General features: G+C 66.2%; 25 protein-coding genes. 3 read left to right on the top strand and 22 right to left on the bottom strand.

From position 1 onward, the window contains the following. Positions 1 to 16: 16 nt before the first annotated feature. The 8 genes from ACQY8B_RS05210 to ACQY8B_RS05245 all read right to left on the bottom strand — a co-directional run bounded on the left by ACQY8B_RS05210 (position 17) and on the right by ACQY8B_RS05245 (position 8,908). Positions 17 to 3,235: an efflux RND transporter permease subunit gene (locus ACQY8B_RS05210; protein WP_422085717.1), complete on the bottom strand. Its 3,219-nt coding sequence runs from the start codon at positions 3,233 to 3,235 to the stop codon at positions 17 to 19. A 142-nt stretch (positions 3,236 to 3,377) separates the two neighbouring features. Then, positions 3,378 to 3,755, bottom strand: coding sequence for a MarR family winged helix-turn-helix transcriptional regulator (locus ACQY8B_RS05215; RefSeq protein WP_422085718.1), 378 nt, complete (start codon positions 3,753 to 3,755; stop codon positions 3,378 to 3,380). Between the two features lie 128 nt (positions 3,756 to 3,883). Continuing rightward, on the bottom strand, positions 3,884 to 4,438 hold the full coding sequence (locus ACQY8B_RS05220) for a GNAT family N-acetyltransferase (protein WP_422085719.1): 555 nt from the start codon (positions 4,436 to 4,438) through the stop codon (positions 3,884 to 3,886). Between the two features lie 17 nt (positions 4,439 to 4,455). Then, positions 4,456 to 5,877, bottom strand: a complete 1,422-nt coding sequence (gnd, locus tag ACQY8B_RS05225) for a decarboxylating NADP(+)-dependent phosphogluconate dehydrogenase (protein ID WP_422085720.1) — start codon at positions 5,875 to 5,877, stop codon at positions 4,456 to 4,458. Positions 5,878 to 6,153: 276 nt separating this feature from the next. Then, positions 6,154 to 6,888, bottom strand: coding sequence for an arsenical resistance protein ArsH (gene arsH, locus ACQY8B_RS05230; RefSeq protein WP_422085721.1), 735 nt, complete (start codon positions 6,886 to 6,888; stop codon positions 6,154 to 6,156). Further along, positions 6,857 to 7,288 (bottom strand): arsenate reductase (glutaredoxin), encoded by a 432-nt coding sequence (gene arsC, locus ACQY8B_RS05235; RefSeq protein WP_422085722.1) that lies wholly within the window; start codon positions 7,286 to 7,288, stop codon positions 6,857 to 6,859. The genes arsH and arsC overlap by 32 nt, the downstream gene beginning before the upstream one ends. After that, entirely contained in the window at positions 7,285 to 8,577 is a 1,293-nt protein-coding gene (locus tag ACQY8B_RS05240; protein WP_422085723.1) for an arsenic transporter, read from the bottom strand. Before ACQY8B_RS05240 ends, arsC begins: the two co-directional genes overlap by 4 nt. Positions 8,578 to 8,584: 7 nt before the next feature. Next, entirely contained in the window at positions 8,585 to 8,908 is a 324-nt protein-coding gene (locus ACQY8B_RS05245; RefSeq protein ID WP_422085724.1) for an ArsR/SmtB family transcription factor, read from the bottom strand. 144 nt (positions 8,909 to 9,052) lie between these two features. Between ACQY8B_RS05245 and ACQY8B_RS05250 the strand changes: the two genes are divergently transcribed. Continuing rightward, positions 9,053 to 9,781 carry an alpha/beta fold hydrolase gene (locus ACQY8B_RS05250; RefSeq protein ID WP_422085725.1) on the top strand — a complete coding sequence of 243 codons (729 nt, stop codon included), beginning with the start codon at positions 9,053 to 9,055 and terminating at the stop codon, positions 9,779 to 9,781. A 12-nt stretch (positions 9,782 to 9,793) separates the two neighbouring features. On the opposite strand, the gene ACQY8B_RS05255 is transcribed toward ACQY8B_RS05250, so the two are convergent. The 10 genes from ACQY8B_RS05255 to ACQY8B_RS05300 are packed head-to-tail and all read right to left on the bottom strand — an operon-like array spanning position 9,794 to position 16,915. Then, on the bottom strand, positions 9,794 to 10,408 hold the full coding sequence (locus ACQY8B_RS05255; protein WP_422085726.1) for a 3'-5' exonuclease: 615 nt from the start codon (positions 10,406 to 10,408) through the stop codon (positions 9,794 to 9,796). Next, on the bottom strand, positions 10,405 to 10,833 hold the full coding sequence (locus ACQY8B_RS05260) for a TfoX/Sxy family protein (protein ID WP_422085727.1): 429 nt from the start codon (positions 10,831 to 10,833) through the stop codon (positions 10,405 to 10,407). Before ACQY8B_RS05260 ends, ACQY8B_RS05255 begins: the two co-directional genes overlap by 4 nt. Then, entirely contained in the window at positions 10,830 to 11,279 is a 450-nt protein-coding gene (locus ACQY8B_RS05265) for a VOC family protein (protein WP_422085728.1), read from the bottom strand. Before ACQY8B_RS05265 ends, ACQY8B_RS05260 begins: the two co-directional genes overlap by 4 nt. Next, positions 11,243 to 11,737 (bottom strand): GNAT family N-acetyltransferase, encoded by a 495-nt coding sequence (locus ACQY8B_RS05270; RefSeq protein ID WP_422085729.1) that lies wholly within the window; start codon positions 11,735 to 11,737, stop codon positions 11,243 to 11,245. The genes ACQY8B_RS05265 and ACQY8B_RS05270 overlap by 37 nt, the downstream gene beginning before the upstream one ends. Before the next feature lie 49 nt (positions 11,738 to 11,786). Next, positions 11,787 to 12,665, bottom strand: a complete 879-nt coding sequence (gene fghA / locus ACQY8B_RS05275; protein WP_422085730.1) for an S-formylglutathione hydrolase — start codon at positions 12,663 to 12,665, stop codon at positions 11,787 to 11,789. Continuing rightward, positions 12,662 to 13,582, bottom strand: coding sequence for an alpha/beta fold hydrolase (locus tag ACQY8B_RS05280; RefSeq protein ID WP_422085731.1), 921 nt, complete (start codon positions 13,580 to 13,582; stop codon positions 12,662 to 12,664). Before ACQY8B_RS05280 ends, fghA begins: the two co-directional genes overlap by 4 nt. Before the next feature lie 20 nt (positions 13,583 to 13,602). Continuing rightward, a complete protein-coding gene (locus tag ACQY8B_RS05285; protein ID WP_422085732.1) occupies positions 13,603 to 14,709 on the bottom strand; it encodes an S-(hydroxymethyl)glutathione dehydrogenase/class III alcohol dehydrogenase in 1,107 nt (368 codons plus the stop codon). A 39-nt stretch (positions 14,710 to 14,748) separates the two neighbouring features. Continuing rightward, positions 14,749 to 15,393 (bottom strand): glutathione S-transferase family protein, encoded by a 645-nt coding sequence (locus ACQY8B_RS05290; RefSeq protein WP_422085733.1) that lies wholly within the window; start codon positions 15,391 to 15,393, stop codon positions 14,749 to 14,751. Continuing rightward, positions 15,390 to 16,235, bottom strand: a complete 846-nt coding sequence (locus ACQY8B_RS05295; protein ID WP_422085734.1) for an aromatic ring-hydroxylating dioxygenase subunit alpha — start codon at positions 16,233 to 16,235, stop codon at positions 15,390 to 15,392. Before ACQY8B_RS05295 ends, ACQY8B_RS05290 begins: the two co-directional genes overlap by 4 nt. A gap of 8 nt (positions 16,236 to 16,243) precedes the next feature. Further along, on the bottom strand, positions 16,244 to 16,915 hold the full coding sequence (locus tag ACQY8B_RS05300) for a Rieske 2Fe-2S domain-containing protein (protein ID WP_422085735.1): 672 nt from the start codon (positions 16,913 to 16,915) through the stop codon (positions 16,244 to 16,246). 84 nt (positions 16,916 to 16,999) lie between these two features. On the opposite strand from ACQY8B_RS05300, the gene ACQY8B_RS05305 reads away from it, so the two are divergent. Then, positions 17,000 to 17,971: a LysR family transcriptional regulator gene (locus ACQY8B_RS05305; protein ID WP_422085736.1), complete on the top strand. Its 972-nt coding sequence runs from the start codon at positions 17,000 to 17,002 to the stop codon at positions 17,969 to 17,971. 39 nt (positions 17,972 to 18,010) lie between these two features. Further along, positions 18,011 to 18,451 carry a type II 3-dehydroquinate dehydratase gene (gene aroQ, locus ACQY8B_RS05310; protein ID WP_081268598.1) on the top strand — a complete coding sequence of 147 codons (441 nt, stop codon included), beginning with the start codon at positions 18,011 to 18,013 and terminating at the stop codon, positions 18,449 to 18,451. Between the two features lie 4 nt (positions 18,452 to 18,455). Here the strand turns inward: aroQ and ACQY8B_RS05315 are convergent, their stop codons facing one another. From ACQY8B_RS05315 to dnaJ, 4 genes are all read right to left on the bottom strand, one after another. Then, positions 18,456 to 19,979, bottom strand: a complete 1,524-nt coding sequence (locus tag ACQY8B_RS05315; RefSeq protein WP_422085737.1) for a SpoVR family protein — start codon at positions 19,977 to 19,979, stop codon at positions 18,456 to 18,458. Continuing rightward, entirely contained in the window at positions 19,976 to 21,268 is a 1,293-nt protein-coding gene (locus tag ACQY8B_RS05320) for a YeaH/YhbH family protein (RefSeq protein ID WP_422085738.1), read from the bottom strand. The genes ACQY8B_RS05315 and ACQY8B_RS05320 overlap by 4 nt, the downstream gene beginning before the upstream one ends. Before the next feature lie 140 nt (positions 21,269 to 21,408). After that, positions 21,409 to 23,331 carry a PrkA family serine protein kinase gene (locus tag ACQY8B_RS05325; protein ID WP_237675294.1) on the bottom strand — a complete coding sequence of 641 codons (1,923 nt, stop codon included), beginning with the start codon at positions 23,329 to 23,331 and terminating at the stop codon, positions 21,409 to 21,411. 582 nt (positions 23,332 to 23,913) lie between these two features. Continuing rightward, a complete protein-coding gene (gene dnaJ, locus ACQY8B_RS05330; RefSeq protein WP_205367295.1) occupies positions 23,914 to 25,053 on the bottom strand; it encodes a molecular chaperone DnaJ in 1,140 nt (379 codons plus the stop codon). Positions 25,054 to 25,063: the final 10 nt, after the last annotated feature.

Consider the following 25,063-nt stretch of genomic DNA (forward strand, 5'->3'; position numbering starts at 1 on the left):
TGAATGAGCGTGGGGGTCAAGGCTTCAGTTCTCCCGGGGCTGCGCCCGCTGGCGGTTGATGCTGTGCTGCGCGCGCCGCCTTGCGGCGGGCGAGCCGACTGTGCACCCCCGCGAACACGGCGGGTACGAAAAACAATGTCGACACCGTGGCAAAGACCAGGCCACCGATCACCGCGCGGCCCAGCGGCGCGTTCTGCTCGGCGCCTTCGCCCAGGCCCAGCGCCATCGGGATCATGCCGATGATCATTGCCAGCGCCGTCATCAGCACCGGCCGGATGCGGGTGGCGCCAGCTTCCAGCGCGGCCGAAAGTGGCGGGATGCCCGCCTGCAGCCGCTCGCGCGCAAACGACACCAGCAGGATCGAGTTGGCCGTGGCCACGCCCATGGTCATGATCGCGCCCGTGAGCGCCGGCACGCTCAGCGTGGTGCCGGTGATGAACAGCATCCATGCGATGCCCGCCAGCGCGGCAGGCAGCGCGGTGATGATGATGGCCGCGTCCAGCCACGACTGGAAGGTGACCACGATCAGCAGGTACACCAGCACGATGGCCATCGCCAGCCCCACGCCCAGGCCGATGAACGACGACTGCATGGTCTGCACCTGGCCGCGTATGTCGACCCGGCTGCCGCGCGAGAGCTTCGGACGCATCTCGTCGACCAGCTTCTGCACCTTGGAGGCCACGCTGGCCAGGTCGGTGCCCTGCACGCTCACGTACACGTCGATCACCGGCGCGATGTTGTAGCGCGACATGACGGCCGGCTGCCGGTCGGCCTGGGTACTCACGAGGTTGCCCAGCAACTGCTGCGAGCCGGGCCCGCCCGCGCCGCCGCTGGCGCCCACCGGAATGTTGAGCAGCGAATCGAGCGAATCGACCGTGTACTGCGGCGTCTGCACCGCGATGCTGTAGACCACGCCGTTGGCCGGGTTCAGCCAGAAGGCGGGCGCCGTCTGCGAACTGCCCGAAAGCGCGATGAGCACGTTCTGCCCCACGTTCGAGGCGGTCAGGCCGTATTGCTGAAGCCGCGTGCGGTCCATCTGCAGGCTCAGCGCGGGGCCGTCGAGGCGCTGGTGCACGTGGGCATCGACCGCACCGGGAATCTGCCGGATCGCCTTGGTCAATTCGGCCGCGCGCGCCGCGTTGCCGGCCATGTCGTTGCCGCTGAACTGCACGTCGATGGCCGCTGGCAGGCCGAAGTTCAGGATCTGCGTGACGATGTCCGCCGGCTGGAAGAAGAACTCGATGCCCGGAAAGCGCTTGGGCAGCTCGGCCCGCAGCAGCGACACATGCTGCTCGGTCGGCTTGTGGCCCTCTTTCAGCGACAGCAGCAGCTCGCCGTCGAAGGTGCCGATGGTGCCGGCGTTGCTGTACGACAGGTTGATGCCGCTGTTGGGAATGCCGAGGTTGTCCAGGATGGTCTCGAGCTGGTCGGGCGGCACCAGCTCGCGGATGGCGGCTTCGACCTGGTCTGTGAGGCGCGCGGTTTCTTCGATGCGGGTGCCGGTGGGCGCGCGCAGGTGCAGGCGGATCTGGCCGGCATCGACGGTCGGGAAGAAGTCGCGGCCCAGCGCCGGGTAGAGCAGGCACGACAGCAGGCAGAAGCCGAGGAACAGGCCGATGAAGCCCGCGCGCTTGGAGAGCACCGCCGACAGCACCAGTGTGTAGGCACGGCGCACGCGCTCGAAGCGCTGGTCGAAGGCGCGGTACAGGCGCTGCAGCACGCTCTGCCTTGCGCCTTCGGCCGGATGTTGCTGCGGGCCGTGCGAGCCGCCCATCAGCAGCATCACCAGCGTCGGCACCAGCGTGCGCGACAGCAGGTACGAGGCCAGCATGGCGAACACCACGGCCTCCGCCAGCGGCACGAACAGGAAGCGCGCTACGCCCGAGAGGAAGAACATCGGCACGAACACGATGCAGATGCACAGCGTGGAGACGAAGGCCGCCGAGCCGATCTCGCCCGCGCCGACCTCGATGGACTCCTTCAGCGGCGTGCCCATGTGCAGGTGCCGCTCGATGTTCTCGATGGTCACGATCGCCTGGTCGACCAGAATGCCGACCGACAGAGCGAGCCCGCCCAGCGTCATGAGGTTGAGCGTTTCGCCCAGCGAATACAGCACCAGGATGGACGCCAGGATCGACAGCGGAATGGTCAGCCCGATGATCAGCGTGCTGCGCCAGTTGCCCAGGAACAGCAGCACCATCGCGGCGGTGAGCGCGGCGGCCAGGATGGCTTCGAACACCACGCCCTTCACGGCGGCCTTGACGAACACGGACTGGTCGAACAGCGGCGTGATCTTGATGTCTTCAGGCATCGTCTGCGCGGCGATGGGCAGCATGGCGCGGATGTTCGACACGATGTCCAGCGTGGAGGCTCCGCCGTTCTTCAGCACCGACAGCAGCACGCCGCGCACGCCGTCCTGGCGCACCACGTTGGTCTGCGGCGAGAAGCCGTCGCGCACATAGGCCACGTCGCGCAGGTATGTGGTGGCGCCGTTCACCGTGCGGATCGGCAGGTCGTTCAGGCCCGCGATGGCGTCGGGCGAGCCGTTCATCTTCACGTTGTATTCGGTGGCGCCGAACTTGGCCGTGCCCGAGGGCAGGATCAGGTTCTGCGTGTTCACCGCGTTCACCACGTCGGCCGGCGAGAGGCCTCGCGCCTGCAGCGCCTGGGTGTCGAGGTCGACCGAGATCAGCCGGTTCTTGCCGCCGTAGGGAAAGGGAATGGCAGCGCCCGGCACCGTGATGAGCTGCGGGCGCAGCTGGTTGACGGTGGCGTCGAACAGGGAGTTTTCAGAGCGCGTGGGGCTCGACAGCGCCAGCTGGACCACCGGCACGCTGGAAGCCGAATACTTGATGACCAGCGGCGGCGTGATGCCCGGCGGCAGTTGCCGCACCTGCGCCTGCATGGAGGCCACCACCTGCGAGATCGCCATCTCGATGTTGGCCGTGGGCTGGAAGAACACCTTGATGATCGATACGCCCGCCAGCGACTGCGACTCGATGTGCTCGATGTCGCTCACCGTGGTGGTCAGGCCCCGCTCGACCTGGCCGGAGATGCGCTGCCCCATTTCCTGCGCCGGCAGGCCGGTGTAGTTCCAGATGACGCTGACCACCGGGATGTTGATTTCCGGAAAGATGTCGGTGGCCATGCGCGCCAGGACGAAGGGCGTGGCCAGCACGATCAGCATCGCCATGACGATGAAGGTGTACGGACGACGCAACGCAAGCTGGACCATGGAGGAGGCTCTCTGCTTCCGACGGAAAAAGGTTTCGCATCATAAGGAAGTAGATTTAAGTTTGCTGGCCACGTCGGGGCGGCTGTCGCGCTTTACCAAATGGGTGGCGAATGACACCAGATGCCATTCGCACAGGGCACTCTCAGGCCTTGCCCGCCCGCATAGCCTCGAGAGCCACGGACACGCGGTTCATTGCGTCGGCGACGATTTCCAGTTCTTGCGCAGTGGCTGGCGCAACCATCGCACTCACGAGTTCGGCCTGAATCGCCAGGCACTTCCGGGCGATTGCCATGCCGTCATCGGTCAAGGTCAGGCGCCTGATTCGCGCGTCGGCACCGTCGCTGTCGCGCCGCACCCATCCCCTGGTCTCCATCTGCGTGAGCAGCATGCTGACGCCACTCTTGGCCACGAAGCAACGAGCGGCCAGCGCCTGCTGCGTGATGCCCGGCGTGGTCGCGATGGTGGCCAGCACCTCGTGTTCGCCCACGCGCAAACCGATCGCGGCGAGTCGTGACGTCATGACCGCGTCGCACAGGTTGTAGGCCCGTACCACCGCCAGCCAGGCTTGGGTTCCATGAGGCGACGAGGGCGCGCGGTCGAGTTCGGTCGGCTTTTTGGGCTTTGGGGAGCGCGGCCTGGTGATGCAACTCAGGCCTCGGGTGCACCGAGCGCCAGCCGCAACTGCGTGACATTGGGGTTGCCCGGATCGCGCCGCACCTTGAAGCCCAGCTTGCGCGTCAGCGCCAGCATCGCGACGTTGTCGAACAGCGTGATGTCCGCGAGCTGCTTCACGCCGGCCCCGGCGGCCGCATCGATCAGCTTGCGCATGAGCTTGTGGGCCACGCCCCGGTGCTGCCAGGCGTCGGCGATGACCACCGCGAATTCCGCGACGTGCGCCGTCTCGGGTGTGTCGCCGCGCACGTAGCGCGCCACGCCCATCTGCCGCTCGGCGCCGTCGGCCACGGTGGTCGCGATGAGCGCCAGTTCGCGGTCGTAGTCGATGTGGGTCATGCGCCAGAGTTCGTCCGGCTGTGGCTTGCGCGGCGACAGCAGGCGGCGGTAGCCGGTTTCGTTCGACAGGCCCGCCACGAATGCCGCGTGCATGGCCAGGTCGTCGGCGCGGATCGGGCGGATGCGCACCGCCGTGCCGTCGCGCAGTTGCCAGTCCTCGACCAGGTGGCTGGGGTAGTCGACGGCCGGCATGGCATCGCTCGGTCGACTCAGCCGATGACTTCGGGCCAGTCGGTGTGGAAGAACTGGCCTTCGGGCTTGTCGATGCGCTCGTAGGTATGGGCGCCGAAGAAGTCGCGCTGTGCCTGCAGCAGGTTGGCCGGCAGGCGCTCGGTGCGGTAGCTGTCGTAGTAGGCTAGCGATGCGCTGAAGGCCGGCACCGGAATGCCGTTGCTCACCGCCAGCGCCACCACTTCGCGCCAGCTCTGCTGCGTGCGGTTGAGCAGGTCCTTGAAGAACGGGTCGAGCATCAGGTTGCCCAGCGCCGGGTCGGTGCGGAAGGCGTCGGTGATGCGGTTCAGGAAGCGCGCGCGGATGATGCAGCCGCCGCGCCAGATGGATGCGATGCCGCCCAGGTCGAGCTTCCATTCCTTCTTGTCGCCCATCGTCTTGATGAGGTCGAAGCCCTGCGTGTAGCTGATGACCTTCGACGCATAGAGCGCGTCGTGCACCTTGGCCACGAGCGCCTGCTTCTCGAGCGACAGCTCGATCCTCGGCCCCTGCAGCAGCTTGCTGGCCGCCACGCGCGCCTTCTTCTGCGACGACAGCACGCGCGCTTCCACGGCGGCGTTGATGGTGCTGATGACCACCGCGTTCTCGGCCGCGTTGATCAGCGTCCACTGGCCGGTGCCCTTCTGGCCGGCCTTGTCGAGGATCAGGTCGACGATCGGCTTGCCGGTTTCCGGGTCTTTCTGCTCGAGCGCCTTGGCGGTGATCTGGATCAGGTAGCTCTGCAGCTCGCCGTCGTTCCACTCGTTGAAGATGGCGGCCATTTCGTCGGTGCTGAAGCCGGCCGCCTTGAACAGGCTGTAGGCCTCGCAGATGAGCTGCATGTCGCCGTACTCGATGCCGTTGTGCACCATCTTCACGTAGTGGCCCGCGCCGCCGGGGCCGATGTGAATGACGCACGGCTCGCCGTCGACCTTGGCCGCGATGCTCTCGAAGATCGGCTTCATCACTTCCCAGGTGGAAAGCGGGCCGCCCGGCATGATCGACGGGCCCTTGCGCGCGCCTTCCTCGCCGCCCGACACGCCCGCGCCGATGAAGCGCAGGCCCTTGGCTGCCAGGTAGGCGTCGCGGCGTTCGGTGTCGGTGTAGAGGCTGTTGCCGCCGTCGATGACGATGTCGTCCTTGTCGAGCAGCGGAATGAGTTGCTCGATCACCTGGTCGACCGGTGCACCGGCCTTGACCATGATCTGGATCTTGCGGGGCTTGGCCAGGCTCTGGACGAACTCTTCGAGCGTCTTCGTGCCTACCAGCTTCTTGCCTGGGTTGGCGGCAATGAAGGCTTCGGTGGTGGCTTCGGTGCGGTTGTACACGCTGACCTGGAAGCCGCGGCTTTCCACGTTCAGCACGAGGTTCTGGCCCATTACTGCCAGGCCGATCAGTCCGAAATCGCTTTTGTTGCTCATGGCCCTACTTTCATTCATGTGCGGGGGCGGAGCGCTCCGCGCACGGGTTTGGTTCGACAACCATTTTGCCGGGGTCGGGAAAGAGCCGCAGTCGGAGGCGGTCTATACCCGCTTCGGCTGCGCTTCGGCCGCGTTTCGACGGGCTTGGCACCGCGGAAATCGGCTTTCGCGTGGGGCTGACGGATGCGTCGCACTTCGTGCGCCAGTGCCGTACGCACCTGGGCGCCACGCCGGGGGAACTGCGGCGCCGGCGTTGAACCGGCAGCCGCCGCGCGTTCAGATGGCGCGCAGGTTCACTCGCCTTGAAAGGGCCTCCGCGCTTTCGCGCCGTTCGCTGTAGCGGTCGACGAGGTAGCCGGCACAGTCGCGCGTGAGCAGCGTGAACTTGACCAGTTCCTCCATCACGTCGACCACCCGCTCGTAGTAAGGCGAAGGCTTCATGCGGCCCGCCTCGTCGAACTCCATGAAGGCCTTGGCTACCGACGACTGGTTGGGGATCGTGAGCATGCGCATCCAGCGCCCGAGCACGCGCAACTGGTTCACCGCGTTGAACGACTGCGAGCCGCCTGAAACCTCCATCACCGCCAGCGTCTTGCCCTGCGTGGGCCGTACCGAACCGACGGACAGCGGGATCCAGTCGATCTGCGATTTCATGACGCCGGTCATGGCGCCGTGCCGTTCGGGCGATGTCCACACCATGCCTTCGGCCCACTGCGCGAGGCTGCGCAGTTCGCTGACCTTGGGGTGGTCTTCGGGCGCGCCGTCCGGCGGGGGCAGGCCGTGCGGGTCGTAGATGCGGGGCTCGGCGCCCATGGCGCTCAGCAGGCGCGCGGCTTCCTCGGTCAGCAGCCGGCTGTAGGAGCGTTCGCGAAGCGAGCCGTAGAGCAGCAGGATGCGCGGCGCATGCGTGGCGCGCTGCGCGGGCAGCAGAGAGTGCAGCCCGGGCAGGTGGAAGGCCTCCGGGTCGAGGTTGGGAAGGTCAGGGACGGGCGACACGCTGGCCTTTCGCATTGATGACGGGCTCGCCATCCTCCTTGGAAAAAGCCCCCTGCTGCGGGCGCGGAAGGATGTCGAGCACCACTTCCGACGGCCGGCAAAGGCGCGTGCCCAGCGGCGTCTCCACCACGGGCCGGTTGATGAGAATCGGGTGCGCCAGCATGAAGCCGATCAGCTGCTCGTCGGTCCACTTCGGATCGTCGAGGCCGAGCTCGTCATGGGGCGTGCCCTTGCGGCGCAGCAGGTCGCGCACCGGCATGCCCATCTGCGCGATCAGCCGCTGCAGCGTGGCGCGGTCTGGCGGGTTCTTCAGATACTCGATGACGATGGGCTCGTCGCCTGTGTTGCGGATCAGCGCGAGCACGTTGCGGGACGTGCCGCAGTCTGGGTTGTGATAGATCGTGATGTGGTTCATGGGAGTGCGATGCTCAGTCGAAGCGCCAGTGCCGCCAGGGTGACGAACAGCACCGGCAGGGTCAGCACGATGCCGACCCGGAAATACTCGCCCCAGCCGATCAGCGTGCCCTTCTTTGCGAGCACGTGCAGCCAGAGCAGCGTGGCGAGGCTGCCGATCGGCGTGATCTTCGGGCCGAGGTCGCAGCCGATCACGTTGGCGTAGACCATCGCTTCCTTCACCGCGCCGCTTGCGGCCGATGCGTCGATGGAAAGCGCTCCGACCAGCACCGTGGGCATGTTGTTCATGACCGACGACAGCACCGCCGCCAGAAAGCCCGTGCCCATTGCCGCGCCCCAGACGCCGCCTTGCGCGAACACATCGAGCAGCGCCGCGATCTGCCCGGTGAGCCCGGCGTTGCGAAGCCCGTACACCACCAGGTACATGCCGAGCGAGAACACCACGATCTGCCAGGGCGCGCCGCGCAGCACCCCGCGGATGCCGATCACCGGACCGCGCCCGGCCACCGCCAGCAGCACCACCGCGCCAAAGGCGGCCACAGCGCTGACCGGCACGCCCAGCGGCTCGAGGCCGAAGAAGCCGACCAGCAGCAGCGCAAGTACCGCCCAGCCGGCGCGGAAGGTCGCCGGGTCGCGGATCGCATCGGCGGGTGCCTTGAGCCGGGCCGCGTCGTAGCGCGCCGGAATGCCCCGGCGGAAGTACAGCATCAGCACCAGCAGGCTCGCGAGCACCGCCGCGATGTTCACCGGCACCATGACCGAGGCATACGCGCCGAAGCCGATCCGGAAGAAATCGGCCGAGACGATGTTCACGAGGTTGGACACGATCAGCGGCAGGCTCGCGGTGTCGGCGATGAAGCCCGCCGCCATGACGAAGGCGAGCGTGGCCGCAGGCGTGAAGCCGAGCGCGGCCAGCATCGCCATCACGATGGGCGTGAGGATCAGCGCGGCGCCGTCGTTGGCGAACAGCGCCGACACCGCCGCGCCCAGCAGCACGACGAACGCGAACAGCAGCCTGCCGCGCCCGCCGCCCCAGCGTGCCACGTGCAGGGCGGCCCATTCGAAGAAGCCCGCTTCGTCGAGCAGCAGGCTGATGACGATCACCGCGACGAAGGTGGCGGTCGCGTTCCACACGATGCCCCAGACAACGGGAATGTCGGACAGCTGCACCACGCCGAGCAGCAGCGCGATGACGGCGCCGAGCGATGCGCTCCAGCCGATGCCCAGGCCGCGCGGTTGCCAGATGACCAGCACGAGCGTGAAGACGAAGATCAGGACGGCGGTCAGCATGCCGGCCTCAGCAGCCGCATGCCGAAGGAGCCTCGACGGCGCAGGCCTCGCCCTGGCAGCAGTTCTCGCCGAGGTAGCCGAGCAGGGCGTTCATCTGGTCGAAGGCGGCGCGGTAGACGAGGTTGCGCCCTTGCCGTTCCTGCGACACCAGCCCCGAATGCATCAGTTCCTTCAGATGGAACGACAGGCTGGTGCCGGGCACCTCGAGCGATTCGGTGAGTGCGCCGGGCGTCAGGCCGGCAGGGCCGGCGACCACCAGCGCGCGGAACACGCGAAGGCGCACGGGCTGTGCAAGGGCGGCGAGGGAGCGGACAACGTCGTTTTCTTCCATATTTCAAGTATCTTTGAATAATTGAATGAATGCAACCGTCTTGGCACTGGCACGAATCGGCCATCCGGCTGGCAGGCATGGGCTATTCAAAATGGATCACTGTTTCTAAAGTCCTCATCTGTCGCAACAACGAAAGAGACATCCATGTCAGATACCTATGTTCTGGTTCACGGCGCATGGCACACCGGTGCCGAGATCGAAGCCGTGGCCGATGGCCTGCGCGCGGCCGGCCACACCGTGTATTGCCCCACGCTCGCCGGCAACAACCCCGGTGACGACCGCGCGAACACCGGCCTGGAAGACGCCATCGCCTCGGCCGTGCGCTACATCGAGGAAAAGAACCTCACGCAGGTGCGGCTGGTGGGCCACAGCTACGGCGGGATGGTGATTTCCGGCGTGGCGGACCGCATCGCGCCGCGGCTGAAGCGGCTGGTCTACATCAACGCCTTCGTGCCGCTCGACGGCGAATCGCTCAACGACATGGTGCCGCCGCACTACGTGACGATGTTCGATGCCGTCGCCGAAGCCAACGGCAACGCCGTGACCTTGCCGTTCGAGATCTGGCGCGAAGCCTTCATCAACGACGCCGACTTCGAAACGGCCACCGCCGCCTACGCCAAGCTCAACCCGCATCCGTACCGCACCTTCACCGACAAGATCCGGCTCAAGCAGCCGCTTGCCGCACTGGCGCTGGGCAAGTCCTACGTCAACTGCCAGCAGGACACGGCGATGCCGCACGGCCTGCCGTGGCATCCGCGCCTGTCGGAGCGGCTGGGGCTGTTCAGGCTGGTGGAGTGCCCCGGCAGCCACGAGATGTTCTTCTCCAACCCGGCGCGGCTGGCGCAGGCCATCATCGAGGCGGGGCGCGACTGAGCGCGCGAGGGGTCAGCGGCTGCTGAAGAGCGCGTCGTACACGCGGATCGACGCATAGGCGTCGTTCGCGGCGTAGCGGATCTGCGCCTCGGTGAGCTGCCTGTTGGCCCAATTCGAGGTGGTCGCCTTGCGCGACTTGATGAAGCGGCGGTTGAACACCAGCGCCACCGCCGCCTTCACGCCGACCGACTTGCGGTAGCCGCGCCTGCGGAATTCGTCGTCGATGTCGAACACCGCCTTCGGCTCGATGCCGAGCCGGTTGCGGATCAGCGTGAGGTCGCCCGAAAGCCCGAAGCCGACCTTGCGCAGCTCGGTCGATGCGATGAGCGCGGCCACCACGGGGTTGCAATCGGTGCGGTGCAGCTGGAACAGCCAGGCCGTGTCGCGGGTGGAGAACTGCACCACGTGCGGACCGCCCGACACCTCGTTCTTCGCGAAGGTGGGCTTGGATTCGGTGTCGAAGCCGGCGATGCCGGCGGCCAGCAGCGCGCTGGCCGCATGCTCCGCGTCTTGCAGCGTGGCGACGACCACGATGTCTTTCAGGCCGAGGCCTTCGAAGGGTTCGAGCAGTGCGATCTGTTCGCGCTCGGGCAGGGGCGGGAGCGCCGGCTTGTGTTGCTCGCTCACCGGGAGGCTGCTTTCGTTGTCGTCTTTTTCTTCACTGCGGCTTTCTTTGCTGTTGCTTTCTTCGCTGCGATCTTCTTCGCAGGCGGCTTCTTCTGTTTCGGCGGCTGGCCCGAGCGCAACGCCGCCTCGTAGGCGCGCCGGCCCCAGAGCGCTGCTTCGTGCCTGTCCTCGAACAGGTCCGCCGGGGCCAGCCGGTACGACATCGGCATCGACTGGCCCTGGCGCTCGTAGGTGAAGGGCGGAAGATCGAGCGCGTCGAAGTGCGGTGCGCTTTCGGCGTCGGCCTTGAGATAGAGCGTGTCGTTGGCCACGAGGGCGATCATGCGGTCCTCGTGCCAGATGCCGTGGCCGCCGAACATGCGGCGCGTGCGGATGCGGCCCAGGCGCTCGAACACCTCGTGCAGGCTTTCGACGAATTCGCTCATGCAGTGATCTCGATGCGGTTGCCGTCAGGGTCCAGCACCACGCTCTCGTAGTAGCCGTCGCCGGTGCGGCGCGGTCCGTCGAGCAGCGGGTAGCCGTCGGCCTTCAGGCGCTGCGTGAGCGCGTCGACCGCTGCGTCGGAGCCCACGCTGATGGCCAGGTGCGTCCAGCCCATGCGCTGCGCGCCGGCCTCGGCCGTCACCGGGGAAAGCGTGGTGGTGCTCATGGCCTCGATGCGCGCGCCGTCGCCCAGGCTCAGGAAGCACGAGGCGAAGCCCTTGGCCGGATTGGCATACCCCGCGCCGGCGGTGGCGCCGAAGTAGTCGACATAGAAGCGCTTGCAGCGTTCGAGATCGGTGGTCCAGAGTGCGATGTGGTCGATGCGCATGGAGAGCAGGAAGAAGGTCGGAATCAGCCCACGCGCCACGGTGGGCGGGAGGGCGACCAATGGTAGGCGATGCGTTCGCGGCCGCTGCTCGGATGGCGGTCGACCGTGCCGCGCTCCAGGCCGTAGCGCTCGTAGAAGCGCTGCGCCGATGTGTTGGTCATTGCCACGTGCAGCCGCCAGCCGGTGGGAATGCGCACGCAGGCCTCGTCCAGCAGTGCCTTGCCCAGGCCCTGGCTGCGCAGGTGCGGTTCGACGAAGAGCTGCGCCACGTATTCGCGCCGCTCCAGCAGCACCATGAACGCCAGCACCTGGCCCTCGCGTTCCGCCAGCACCACGTCGGCGGGCGGGCCGAACTCGGTGTGCACGCGATGCAGCCAATGGCCGATGGGCTCTATGACGGCGGCGCCGCGGTTGGCCGCCGTCCAGGCCCGGCGCCAGATGCCGGCCAGCACCATGTTCTCTTCAGCGGAGCCTTCGCGCGACCGCAGGTGGAAGGCGGGAATTTGGGCGGCGGACATGCGGCTCATGATACGGCGCGAGCCCGCCCCGGTCGACCTGCGTCGTCGCTCAGGCGTGCAGGCTCTGCGCGTGGTGCGCGATGTGGTCGGCCATGAAGGTCTGGATGAAGTAGTAGCCGTGGTCGTAGCCCGCGTGGCGGCGCAGCGTGAGCGGCTGGCCGGCGGCGGAGCAGGCCGCCTCGAACGCCTCGGGGTGCAATTGCTCCGCGAGGAATTTGTCGCTCAGGCCCTGGTCGATCAGGATGCCTTGCGGATAAGGCGCGGCCACCTGAGATTTCATGAGCGCGCTGGCGTCGTGCGCGAGCCACTGGGCGCGGTCGTCGCCGGGTGCGCCCAGGTAGCCTGCGAAGGCCTTCTCGCCCCACGGGCACTGCGTGGGCGCGCAGATCGGCGCGAAGGCCGAAAGCGACTTGAAGCGCCCCGGATGCCGCAGCGCCAGCGTGAGCGCGCCGTGGCCGCCCATCGAGTGGCCGAAGATGCCGACGCGATGGCCGTCGATGGCAAAGTGCGTGGCCACCAGCGGCAGCAGCTCGTGCACGATCCAGCTCTCCATGCGCCAGTGCGTGGCCCAGGGCTCGGCGAGCGCGTCGAGGTAGAAGCCCGCGCCGATGCCGAAGTCCCAGTGGTCCTTGGCGCCCGGAAGGCTCTCCACCTCGGCGCCGCGCGGGCTGGTGTCGGGCGCGATCAGCGCAATGCCCAGGCTCGCGGCCATGCGCTGCGCGCCGGCCTTCACCGCGAAGGTTTCTTCGTTGCAGGTCAGGCCCGCGAGGTAGAGCAGGGCGGGCACGGGCCCGTTCGCGGCCTGCGGCGGCAGGTAGACCGAGAAGCGCATCGGCAGGCCGATTTCATGCGAGCGATGCTCGTGGAAGCTCTGCACGCCGCCGAAGGCGTGATGCTCGGAAAGGGTCTTGGGTGTGTTGTCTGTCATGGGGTGTTCTTGCGCAACTCGGGGACCAGTTCGAGCACGGCGTCGGCAAAGGTGCGCGGCGCCTCCTGCGGCATGTTGTGGCCCACGCCGGGCACGAGGCGGTGCGAGCGCGCACCGGTGAAGCGGTGCGCGTGGGCCGACGCTTCTGCGGGTGGGCGCACGCCGTCGTCGATGCCGTCGAAGGTGATGGCCGGCACGGTGATAGCGGGCTGGGCCGCGAGCCGGCGTTCGATGTCGGCATAGGCCGGGTCGCCCGGCACGAGGCCGAAGCGGTGGCGGTACGACTGGATCACCACGTCCACGAAGTCGGGGTGGTCGAATGCGGCGGCGCTGCGCTCGAAGGTGGCGTCGTCGAACTTCCAGGTCGGCGACCACAGCTTCCACAGCAGCTTCGTGAGTGCTTTGCGGTCTTTCTCGAGACCCGCGCGGCCGCGCTCGCTGTGGAAGTAGTACTGGTACCAGAGGCTGTGCTCGTTGGCCGGCGTGTCGGGCTCCATCGCCTTCGCGATGTTCTGGATGTTGTAGCTGTTGAAGGACACCAGCCCCGCCACGCGCTCCGGCCACAGCGCCGCGACCACGCAGGCGGCACGGCCGCCCCAGTCGTAGCCGGCCAGCACCGCGCGTTCGATCTTCAGCGCGTCGAGCAGCGCGAGCAGGTCGGCGCCGAGCGCCGCCTGCTCGCCCGAGCGCGGCGTGGCGTCACTGAGAAAGCGCGTGGCGCCGTAGCCGCGCAGGTACGGCACGATCGCGCGGCAGCCCTGGCCGGCCAGCATGGGTGCGACTTCCGCGTAGGTGTGGATGTCGTACGGAAAGCCGTGCATCAGCAGAGCCGGCGGGCCATCGGCGGGGCCGGTTTCGAAGTACGCGACTTCGAGGACGCCCGCTTCGACTTTGCGCAGGGGTTCCATGCGGTTCATGGCGGGCGCCTCCGGGGCTTTTAGTAGATGACCACGCCGCGGATGGACTCGCCGCGCTTCATCAAATCGAAGCCCTTGTTGATGTCTTCCAGCGGCATGGTGTGGGTGATCAGGCTGTCGATGTCGATCTTGCCTTCCATGTACCAGTCGACGATCTTCGGCACGTCGGTGCGGCCGCGCGCGCCGCCGAAGGCCGAGCCTTCCCACTTGCGGCCGGTGACCAGCTGGAACGGCCGCGTGCTGATCTCCGCGCCGGCCTCGGCCACGCCGATGATGATGCTGCGGCCCCAGCCCTTGTGCGTGCACTCCAGCGCCTGGCGCATCACCTTGGTGTTGCCGATGCACTCGAAGCTGTAGTCGGCACCGCCGTCGGTCAGTTGCACGATCGCGTCGACGATGTTCTCGTGGTCCTTCGGGTTCAGGAAGTGCGTCATGCCGAACTTGCGGGCCATGGCTTCGCGCTCGGGGTTCAGGTCGATGCCGATGATCTTGTCGGCGCCCACCATCTTCGCGCCCTGGATGACGTTCAGGCCGATGCCGCCGAGGCCGAACACCACCACGTTCGCGCCGGCTTCCACCTTGGCCGTGAAGATCACCGCGCCTATGCCGGTGGTCACGCCGCAGCCTATGTAGCAGACCTTGTCGAAGGGCGCGTCCTCGCGGATCTTGGCCAGCGAAATTTCGGGCGCCACGGTGTAGTTGCTGAAGGTACTGGTGCCCATGTAGTGGGCGATGGGCTTGCCGTCCAGGCTGAAGCGGCTGGTGCCGTCGGGCATCTGGCCCTTGCCCTGCGTGCCGCGGATCAGCTGGCACAGGTTGGTCTTGCGGCTCAGGCAGAACTTGCACTGGCGGCATTCGGGCGTGTACAGCGGAATGACGTGGTCGCCCTTCTTCAGGGTGGTGACGCCGGGGCCGACGTCGACCACGATGCCCGCGCCTTCATGGCCCAGGATGGCGGGGAAGATGCCTTCGGGGTCGGCGCCCGAGAGCGTGTAGTAGTCGGTGTGGCAGATGCCGGTGGCCTTGATCTCGACCAGCACTTCGCCGAATTTCGGGCCTTCGAGGTCCACGGTTTCGATGGTGAGCGGCGCTCCGGATTTCCACGCGACGGCGGCTTTGGTTTTCATGGTGTTGGGTTCTTCAGAAGGCGGGAGGGGTGAGGATACTCAGGCGGGGCCAGCGGGGAAGATACCCGACATGCCGATGAACCCGCGCACGTGGCGGACATTCCACACCCAGTTTCGCAGTGCGGGAAATTCGTCGAGCGAAATGCCGCCTTCGCCGGCCAGCGCCACGTACGGAAAGCAGGCGATGTCGGCAATGGTCGGCTCGGGCGCGGATGCGAGCCAGCGCAGGCCCGCGCTGGCCTGTTCCGCCAGATGGTCGTCGAGCACGCGGAACACGGCGCGCGCGCCGCCGCGGCAGGCCTCGATGTCCAGGTGGTGGTAGCCGAGCGCATCGTGCAGCCGCGCGGCCGAGGCGGTGCGGGTGATCTCGTCGGCGGTGGCGAGCCACATCGCGATCTGGCCGCGCAGCCTGGGATCGTCGGGATACCAGTGGCCTTGCTGGTCGTAGCGGCTCGCGAGGTAGACCAGGATGGCCTGCGCATCGCGCAGCAAGAAGCCGTCGTCGTCGAGCACCGGCAACTGGCCGAGCGGATTGACCTTCGCCAGGAACGCGGCCGACTTGTGTTCGCGGCCGGGAAAGAAATCGACTGGCACCGTCTGGTATTCGACGCCGAGCCACGCCAGCATCTGCCGCACCTTGAAGCAGTTGCCCGACAGCGGGTAGTCGTGGAGCTTCACCGTCATGCCGCCGCCCTCACGGCGAAGCGCATGCCGCGTTCGCGCAGCCAGCGCCGGTAGGTGACGGAGGAGGTGTCGCCGCGCGTCGGCGTCTCGGCGCGGCCTTCGAGCGGCATGCGCTTGAAGGCGTGGTTCTCCAGAATGGGTTTGTCCTGCCCGAAGATCGTGTGCTGGAAGGCGATGAGCTCGGCATCGGTGGAGTCGTCGTCGAAGCAGGCGAGCATGGTGTGGGCGATGACATGCTCGTCGTCTACGGGCTGCAGGAAGAGGCCGATGGCATCGAGCTGGCCCTCGCGGAAGCTCGACTTGTAGAGCATGGCCGAGAAGGGCTGCATCACGCGGTACTTGTAGAGCACCTCGCTGCCCGTGCCGTCGTGTGCGGCCGAGGCACGGGGCTGCCAGAAGCGGCAGTCGGTGGCCCAGATCTCGCCGGTGGCGGGCTCGACCTGCACCTGGTACTGCGCCACCTCGGTGTGCGGCACCTTGCCGAGGTAGCCGGCATGCACGAAGGGAAAGTGCGCCATGTCGAGGAAGTTCTCGATCACGCGCAGGCCCGAGACCGCAACGCCGATGCCGCCGCAGTCGATGGTGCGGCGGCCGGGCTCGCTGTATTCGGCAAAGTCGAACAGCGAGCGCGCAGGGTTGCCGCTGGGGCAGGCCCAGAGGTAGCCGTAGCGGGATTGCACGGCCAGCGGCCGGTCGCCGAGGCGGCACTGGGGCGTGCCTTCAGGGTCGATCCACAGCTGCACGGTTTCGCCGAGCAAACGGGTGGTGCGGGGTGCGGACGTGGCGGGGCCGATGACGAGCCAGTCGTCCAGCATGTTGGGGTCGTCGGTGACGAAGGGCATGGGATCTTTCAGCCGAGGGCTTCGATGTCGCCGCGCAGGCTGCGAGCGGCGGTGTGCAGGGCCTGCATGGCGTGGGAGCCTGGGGCGGCGTCTGTCCAGAGGTGGACGAAAGCGAGTTGGGGCTGGGCGTCGAGGACGAGGGCGGCGGTGGCCACCCCGTCGAGCTGGCCGCGCCACGCGCCCGAGGGCACGTCGGTGCTCAGGCCGCGTTGCGCCAGGGCTGCCCGCACGGTTTCGGCGGGCATGTTCACGGTCAGCGTGCGGCAGAAGTGCCAGCCGGCGGGCACGGCGCCGGCCAGAGCCGGCGGCGCGGGCGGTGCCTCCGGCGACAGTTGAACCCAGAGCATCCCGGCCGCTTCCGCCGTGCCGAAGGTCCTGGCGCAGACATTGCGCGGCGCCTGCATGCTCGGGTGCGCCGGGATGCGGGTGCATTGCCCGCTGCCGGCGGCGTACTGCCAGCCGTGGTACGCGCAGGCCAGGTGGTCGTCGACCACCTGCCCCAGCGTGAAGCGCACGCTGCGGTGCGGACAGCGGTTTTCCCAGGCTTGTGCGGTGCCGTCGGTGGCGCGCCATAGCGCGAGTTCCTGGCCTTCTGCAAAGCCTGCGACGATGTTGTCGCCGGGGCGAAGATCGGCCGAGCGCGCGACGGGGTGCCAGACGGCGGTGTTGTGTGTGTTCATGGCGGTGATACCGTACCGCTTCCCACGCACCGATGAAAGCCACATGGAGAGACGCTACTTTTCATTCCTGCAACGCCGGGCCGCATGAGCCGGATCGATCTTGCACTGGTCGAGGCCTTCGTGCTGGTCGCAAAGAGCGGCAGCCTGACCAGGGCCGAAAGCCTCTCGGGCACGTCGAAGGCCACGCTGAGCCGGCAGCTCACGCGGCTCGAAGAGTTGCTGGGCGCCCAACTGCTGCAGCGCAGCCCGCGCCGAATCGCGCTCACCGAGGCCGGGCGCGCCTTCCTCTTGCGCGGGGAGGGGCTGCTCGACGAAGTCACGGGCCGGCTCGAGGCGGCCAGCACCGAGATCCACGAGCTGACCACGGGCGTGTCGGGCCGCCTCTCGCTGCTGTCGGACACGCAGTTCAGCACCTCCTTCGTCTGCCACGTGGTCAAGCTGTTCCTGGAGTCGCACCCCGAGGTGCGCTGCCAGCTCGACGTGGCCAACGGCTTCCATGCTCCGCGGATCGGCGACGTCGACTGCTATGTCTGCTCCGAGCCGCCCGACGCGCCGAATTTGGTCGCCAAGCTGCTCGGGCGGCTGAACTACGGGCTCTATGCGAGCCCGCAGTACCTGGCGCGGCACGGTACGCCGTCGTCGCCGGAGGATTTGGCTGCGCATCAGTCCATCGTGATGAAGGAACCTTCTTCGGGGCGCTCGCAGGTGTTGCTGGTGTCGGGCGCGCAGAGCTTCGCCTTCCAGCCCGAACCCGCCTTCGAAACCAACGACCACTGGGTCATGAAGACCTTCTGCATTGACGGCCTGGGCATCGCGCTGCTGCCGGCCTTCTTCGTGCGGCCGGAGGTGGAGCAGGGTGTGCTCGCGCCGGTGCTGCCGCAATGGCAGCCCGAGCCGCGCCGCATCTACTGCGCCTACCAGCGGCAGCGCTACATGGGGCAGAAGCTGCGGGCGTTCGTCGACCTGATGGCCCGCTGCGTGGTCGACATCGACTCTTACAACTACTACGTCGGGTCATCGGCCGCGCGCCGCCGCAGGGCGGCCGCGAGACCATAATCGGCGCCTGCCAGACAGACCCTCATTCATACAGCCATCATGAAGAAAATCCTCGTCCTCAACGGCCCCAACCTCAACCTGCTCGGTACGCGCGAGCCCGAACAGTACGGACGCGACACGCTGGCCGACGTCGAACGGCTGTGCAAGGAAACGGGCGCCAAGCACGGCGTGGAAATCGAATGCCGCCAGTCGAACCACGAAGGCGTGCTGATCGACTGGATCCAGGAGGCCGGCCGCGAGGTGGCGGCGGGCAACATGCTGGGCGTGGTGATGAACCCGGGCGCCTACACGCACACCTCGATCGCGCTGCACGACGCCATCAAGGGCGCGAGCGTGCCGCTGATCGAACTGCACATCTCGAACGTGCATGCGCGCGAGCAGTTCCGCCACCATTCGTACATCTCGCCGGCGGCGAAGGGGATCATCGTGGGCCTGGGCGTGAAGGGCTACACCCTCGCCATCGCCGCGCTGGTGCCCTGACTGACTAGTACTGCTGCTTGGGCGCCGAGGCCTTCCAGCTGCGGCTGACGCGGCCCTGGTTGTCGATGCTTTCCAGGTGCACGTCGAAGCCCCAGAGCCGCGCGACGTGCTTCAGCACCTCTTCGGCACCATCGTGCAGCGGCAGGTGGTTGCGCTGCGTGTGGCGCAAGGTCAGCGAGCGGTCGCCGCGCGTGGCCACGTTCCAGACTTGGATGTCGGGCTCGCGGCTGCCGATGTCGTACTGGCGTGACAGCGATTCGCGCAGCGCGTGGTAGCCGCTGTCGTCGTGGATGGCTGACACCTCCAACTCCGACTCGCTCTGGAAATCCCGGATCGAGAACAGGCGCAAGTCGCGCATCGTCTTCGGGCTCAGGAACTGGCCGATGAAGCTCTCGTCCTTGAAGTTGCGCATGGCGTAGTCAAGCGTCTTGACCCAGTCGGTGTCCACGAAGTCGGGGAACCAGCGGCGGTCTTCCTCGGTCGGCTTCTCGCACACGCGGCGCAGGTCGGTCATCATCTTGAAGCCGAGCGCATACGGATTGATGCCGCTGTAGGCGCGGTGCCCCACCGGCGGCTGATAGATCACGCCGGTGTGCGAGCTGAGCCATTCCATCATGAAGCCGTCGGCCAACTGGCCGCGGTCGTACATGGTGTTGAGCAGCGTGTAGTGCCAGAAGGTGGCCCAGCCTTCGTTCATGACCTGGGTCTGGCGCTGCGGGTAGAAGTACTGCGCGATCTTGCGCACGATGCGCACCACCTCGCGCTGCCAGGGTTCGAGCAAGGCGGCGTTCTTCTCGATGAAATAGAGCAGGTTCTCCTGCGGCTCCGACGGGAAGCGCTTCGACGAATCGGCCTCGGCCGCCTGCTCGCTCTTGCGCGGCAGGGTGCGCCAGAGGTCGTTCACCTGCTGCTGCATGTGGCGCTCGCGTTCGGCGCGCTGGGCGCTTTCCTGCGCCAGCGAGCGCTTCTGCGGGCGGCGGTAGCGGTCGACGCCGTAGTTCATCAGCGCGTGACATGAGTCGAGCAACTGCTCGACCGCATCGAGGCCGTGACGCTCCTCGCATTCTGCGATGTAGTGCCGTGCGTAGACCAGGTAGTCGATGATGGACGAGGCGTCCGTCCACATGCGGAACAGGTAGTTGCCCTTGAAGAAGCTGTTGTGGCCGTAGGCCGCGTGCGCGATCACCAGGGCCTGCATGGCCATGGTGTTCTCTTCCATCAGGTAGGCGATGCACGGATCGGAGTTGATGACGATCTCGTAGGCCAGCCCCATGTGGCCGCGCTTGTAGTTCTTCTCGGTCGAGATGAACTGCTTGCCGTACGACCAGTGCCGATAGATCATGGGCATGCCCACGCTGGCGTAGGCGTCCATCATCTGCTCGGCGGTGATGACCTCGAGCTGGTTCGGGTACACGTCGAGGCCGTAGCTCCTGGCCGTCTTGGCGATCTCGGCGTGGTAGGTCTCGATGAGTTCGAAGGTCCAGTCGGAGGGGCTGGGCAGGCGTTCGAGAACACGGTCGGTGATCATGACGTCACCCCTTCCTTCTTGAACAGGTCGCGGAAGACCGGATAGATGTCCTGCGCGTCGGACACCTTGCGCATGGCGAAGTTGGGATGCACGCCTTCGAGCTGCTGGTATTCCTGCCACAGGTTCTGCTCGGTCTCGGCCACCTGCACGTAGGCGTAGTAGCGCACCACGGGCAGGATGTTGTCCACCAGCAGCTCGCGGCAGCGGCCGCTGTCCTGGTGCCAGTTGTCGCCGTCGCTGGCCTGCGCGCCGTACACGTTCCACTCGCCGCTGGGGTAGCGCGCCTTGATGATCTCGTCCATCAGCACAAGCGCGCTCGACACCACGGTGCCTCCCGTCTCGGTGGCGTGGAAGAACTCTTCTTCGCTCACTTCTTGCGCCTGCGTGTGGTGGCGCAGGAACACGAGGTCGATCTTCTCGTAGTGCCGCGTGAGGAACATGTACAGCAGCATGAAGAAGCGCTTGGCCATGTCCTTGCGCGCCTCGTCCATCGAGCCCGACACGTCCATGAGGCAGAACATCACCGCCTTGGCGCTGGGCACGGGCGTCTTCACGCGATTGCGGTAGCGCAGGTCGATCGGGTCGATGTAGGGCACGTGCCGCATGGTGCGGCGCAGTTCGGCGATGCGTTCCTCGGTCTCGCGGATCTCGTTCTGGATGAGGGCCTGCACGGCCTGCGGATGCTGCTTCAGCTGCTCGAGGTGCGCCTCAAGCCGCTTGAGTTCCTTGCGCGGTTCGCCGCCCAGCGCGATGCGGCGGGCGAGGGCGCCGCGCATCGAGCGCACCACGTGCAGGTTGTTGGGGGAGCCGTCGCTGGTGAAGCCGGCGCGGTGGCTCTTCCATTCGGGCACGTCGGCAATCTGCGTGCGAATGAGGTGCGGCAGCGCGAGGTCGTCGAAGAAGACGCGCATGAACTCCTCGCGCGTGAGGCGGAAGACGAAGTCGTCCTCGCCCTCGCCGCTGTCGCCGGCTTCCCCGCTGCCGGAACCGCCGCCGCCCCCGCCTTCGGGGCGCTTGATGCGGTCGCCCTTCAGGTACTCCTGGTTGCCCGGGTGCACGTATTCGCGGTCACCGCCGCGCGCATGGCCGAACACAGGTTCGGACACATCGTGGCGCGGCAGGGTCACGTCTTCGCCTTGCTCCAGTTCGCGGATGTTGCGGCCGCTGACGGCGCGCCTCACCGCTTCCTGGATCTGCCCCTTGTAGCGCCTGAGAAAGCGCTCGCGGTTGCCAATGGACTTGTTCTTGCCCGATAGCCGGCGGTCGATGATCTGCTGCAGGATGGCCAAGATGTCTGCTCCCTTAATGACGGATCACGCGTTCCTTCGTGAAACGCCGTGGAACCGGCTTTGCCGCGCCGCTGGCGTTGCCCCCTGCAAGGGGGTTGGCGAAGCGACACGAAGTGCGCGAAGCCTGGGGGTGTGCCATATCAAGAGCTCTTGCGCACCCGCAGATACCACTCGCAGAGCAGGCGGACCTGCTTGGCGGTGTAGCCCTTCTCCACCATGCGCGTCACGAAGTCCTCGTGCTTCTTCTGCTCGTCGGCGCTGCTCTTGGTGTTGAAGCTGATCACCGGCAGGAGCTCTTCGGTGTTGGAGAACATCTTCTTCTCGATCACCGCGCGCAGCTTCTCGTAGCTGGTCCACGCCGGGTTGCGCCCCGCGTTGCCGGCCCGTGCGCGCAGCACGAAGTTGACGATCTCGTTGCGGAAGTCCTTCGGGTTGCCGATGCCGGCGGGCCGCTCGATCTTCTCGAGTTCGGCGTTGAGCGAGGCACGGTCGAAAACTTCGCCGGTGTCGACGTCGCGGAACTCCTGGTCCTGGATCCAGTAGTCGGCATAGGTCACGTAGCGGTCGAAGATGTTCTGGCCGTACTCGCTGTAGCTCTCGAGGTAGGCGGTCTGGATTTCCTTGCCGATGAACTCGGCATAGCGCGGCGCCAGCAGCTCCTTGATGTAGCTGATGTACTTCTGCTCGACCTCGGGGGCGAACTGCTCGCGCTCGATCTGCTGTTCGAGCACGTACATCAGGTGCACAGGGTTCGCGGCCACTTCGGAGCTGTCGAAGTTGAAGACCTTCGAGATGATCTTGAAGGCGAAGCGTGTGGAAACGCCGCTCATGCCTTCGTCGACGCCCGCGTAGTCTCGGTACTCCTGGATCGACTTGGCCTTGGGGTCGGTGTCCTTGAGGTTCTCGCCGTCGTAGACCTGCATCTTGCTGAAGGTGCTCGAGTTCTCGGGCTCCTTCAGGCGCGTGAGCACCGAGAGCTGGGCCATCATGCGCAGCGTTCCCGGAGCGCAGGGGGCCTTGGCGAGCGAGGAGTTGCGCACCAGCTTCTCGTAGATCTTGATTTCTTCAGATGCGCGCAGGCAGTAGGGCACCTTGACGATGTAGATCCGGTCGAGGAAAGCCTCGTTGTTCTTGTTGTTGCGGAAGGCCTTCCACTCGCTCTCGTTGCTGTGCGCGAGCACGATGCCGTCGAAGGGAATGGCACCGAAGCCTTCCGTGCCCTTGAAGTTGCTTTCCTGCGTGGCCGTGAGCAGCGGATGCAGCACTTTGATGGGCGCCTTGAACATTTCCACGAACTCCAGCAGGCCCTGGTTTGCCAGGCACAGGCCGCCGGAGTAGGCGTATGCGTCGGGGTCGTCCTGGGCGTAGGTCTCGAGCTTGCGGATGTCGACCTTGCCGACCAGCGAGGAGATGTCCTGGTTGTTCTCGTCGCCGGGCTCGGTCTTGGCCACGGCGATCTGCCGCAGCACGGACGGGTAGCGCTTGACGACCTTGAACTGGCGGATGTCGCCGCCGTACTCCTCGAGCCGCTTGACGGCCCAGGGCGAGAGAATTCGGTTCAGGTAGCGGCGGGGGATGCCGTATTCCTTTTCAAGGATCTCGCCGTCTTCGAGCGTGTCGAAGAGGCCGAGCGGGGATTCGTTGACCGGCGAACCCTGTATCGCATAGAAGGGCACGTGCTCCATGAGCTGCTTCAGCCGCTCCGCGATGGAGCTCTTGCCGCCGCCCACGGGCCCCAGCAGGTAAAGGATCTGCTTCTTTTCTTCCAGGCCCTGCGCGGCGTGGCGGAAATAGGACACCACCTGTTCTATGGCGTCTTCCATGCCGTAGAACTCCTTGAACGCCGGGTAGATCTTGATGACCTTGTTGGCGAAGATGCGCGAGAGACGGGGGTCATTGCGCGTGTCTACCAACTCCGGCTCGCCGATAGCCTTGAGCATTCGCTCGGAGGCAGTGGCATACGCGGTGGGATCGCGCTTGCAGATGTCCAGGTAGTCCTGCAGCGAGATGACTTCCTCGCGGGTGCGCTCGTAGCGGGCGGCAAAGTTGCTGATCACATCCATGGTCACGCCTCCATCAAGAGTCAGTGGGCTTTTGGCCCGATGGCGTGCAACAAAGGCTTCGCGCAACATTTAAGGTGTGCCTGCCCTTGGCTGCATGCCGCGGAAAACTCCCTTACAACAATCTGCTAACAATCAGCATAAAGCAAAGATTGAACCCGGCAAATCATTTGTTAATTCAGAACCACGCTATCGAGTAAAGTTCCGCGAAAAACAAGGAACAAATTTCCGGATTTCAGCTAAATTCAAAGGCTGACTTTTTGATTTTCTCCGGGTGAAAACGCCTATGTCGAACGGCCATTGGCCATTTTTGATTTTTCTCCGGGAAAAACTCGCCTATTGAGCTTCAAGTCTCAAAAAATCCTGCCTTCTTCTGCAATAACGCGCGATCTGCCGTTTGGTTTATTGCTCGCACAAAAAAATATAAAAGCAATCCTCGCGCCACCTCGGGATAGGCGGTTTTCGTCAACCGGCGTGGGAAAGCTGCCCGTGCCTGCACCAACTTGGTGATCCATGAAAGACAAAGGGCCGCGATCGCGGCCCTTGTAGTGGATGTGGTGCGGTCAAGTTACCGCGGCATCGAGTTCAACTGAAGAACTCCTTCGCCTTGTCGAACCAGCCCTTGTCGGTCGGGCTGTGCTTCTCGCCGCCCTTCTTGAGGGAGTCGTCGAGGTCCTTCAGCAGCTTGCGCTGGAACTCGGTGAGCTTCACAGGCGTCTCGACGCGCACGTGGCAGTACAGGTCGCCGGGATAGCTGGAGTTCACGCCCTTGATGCCCTTGCCGCGCAGGCGGAACTGCTTGCCGCTCTGCGTGCCTTCGGGAATGTCGATGGCCGCCGCGCCCTTGAGCGTGGGCACGTTGATCTCGCCGCCCAGCGCTGCCGTGGTCATGCTCACTGGCACCACGCAGTGCAGGTTGTCGCCGTCGCGCTCGAAGATGTCGTGCTTCTTGAGGCGAATCTCGATGTACAGGTCGCCCGGCGGGCCGCCGTTGACGCCCGGCTCGCCGCTGCCGGTGACGCGCATGCGCTGGCCATCGTCGATGCCCGCGCGGATCTTCACTTCGAGCGTCTTGTTGCGCTTGATCTTGCCCTGGCCGTGGCACGCGGTGCAGGGCTCGGGAATGATCTTGCCGCTGCCGTGGCAGGTGGGGCAGGTCTGCTGCACGCTGAAGAAGCCCTGGCGCATCTGCACCGCGCCCGCGCCGTGGCAGGTCGTGCAGGTGATGGGCTTGGTGCCGGGCTTGGCGCCCGAGCCGTGGCAGGTGTCGCACTCGTCCCAGGTCGGGATGCGGATCTCGGTCGTCTTGCCTTCCGCGGCTTCCTCGAGCGTGATCTCCATCGCGTAGCTGAGGTCGCTGCCGCGGAACACCTGGCGCCCACTGCTGGTGCGGCCGCGGCCGCCACCGCCGAACACGTCGCCGAAGATGTCGCCGAAGGCTTCCGCGAAGCCGCCGAAGCCTTCCGCGCCCGGGCCGCCGCGCATGTTGGGGTCGACGCCGGCGTGGCCGTACTGGTCGTAGGCTGCGCGCTTCTGTCCGTCGGACAGCATTTCGTAGGCTTCCTTCACCTCCTTGAACTTGGCCTCGGCGTCCTTTGCGGTGTCGCCGTGGTTTCGGTCGGGGTGGTGCTTCATCGCGAGCTTGCGATAAGCCTTCTTGATTTCATCCTCGCTCGCGTTCTTGGGGACGCCGAGGGTTTCGTAGTAGTCGCGTTTGGTGGCCATGGCAGGTCGA

Source organism: Variovorax sp., from assembly GCF_965279555.1.
GTDB lineage: Bacteria > Pseudomonadota > Gammaproteobacteria > Burkholderiales > Burkholderiaceae_C > Variovorax.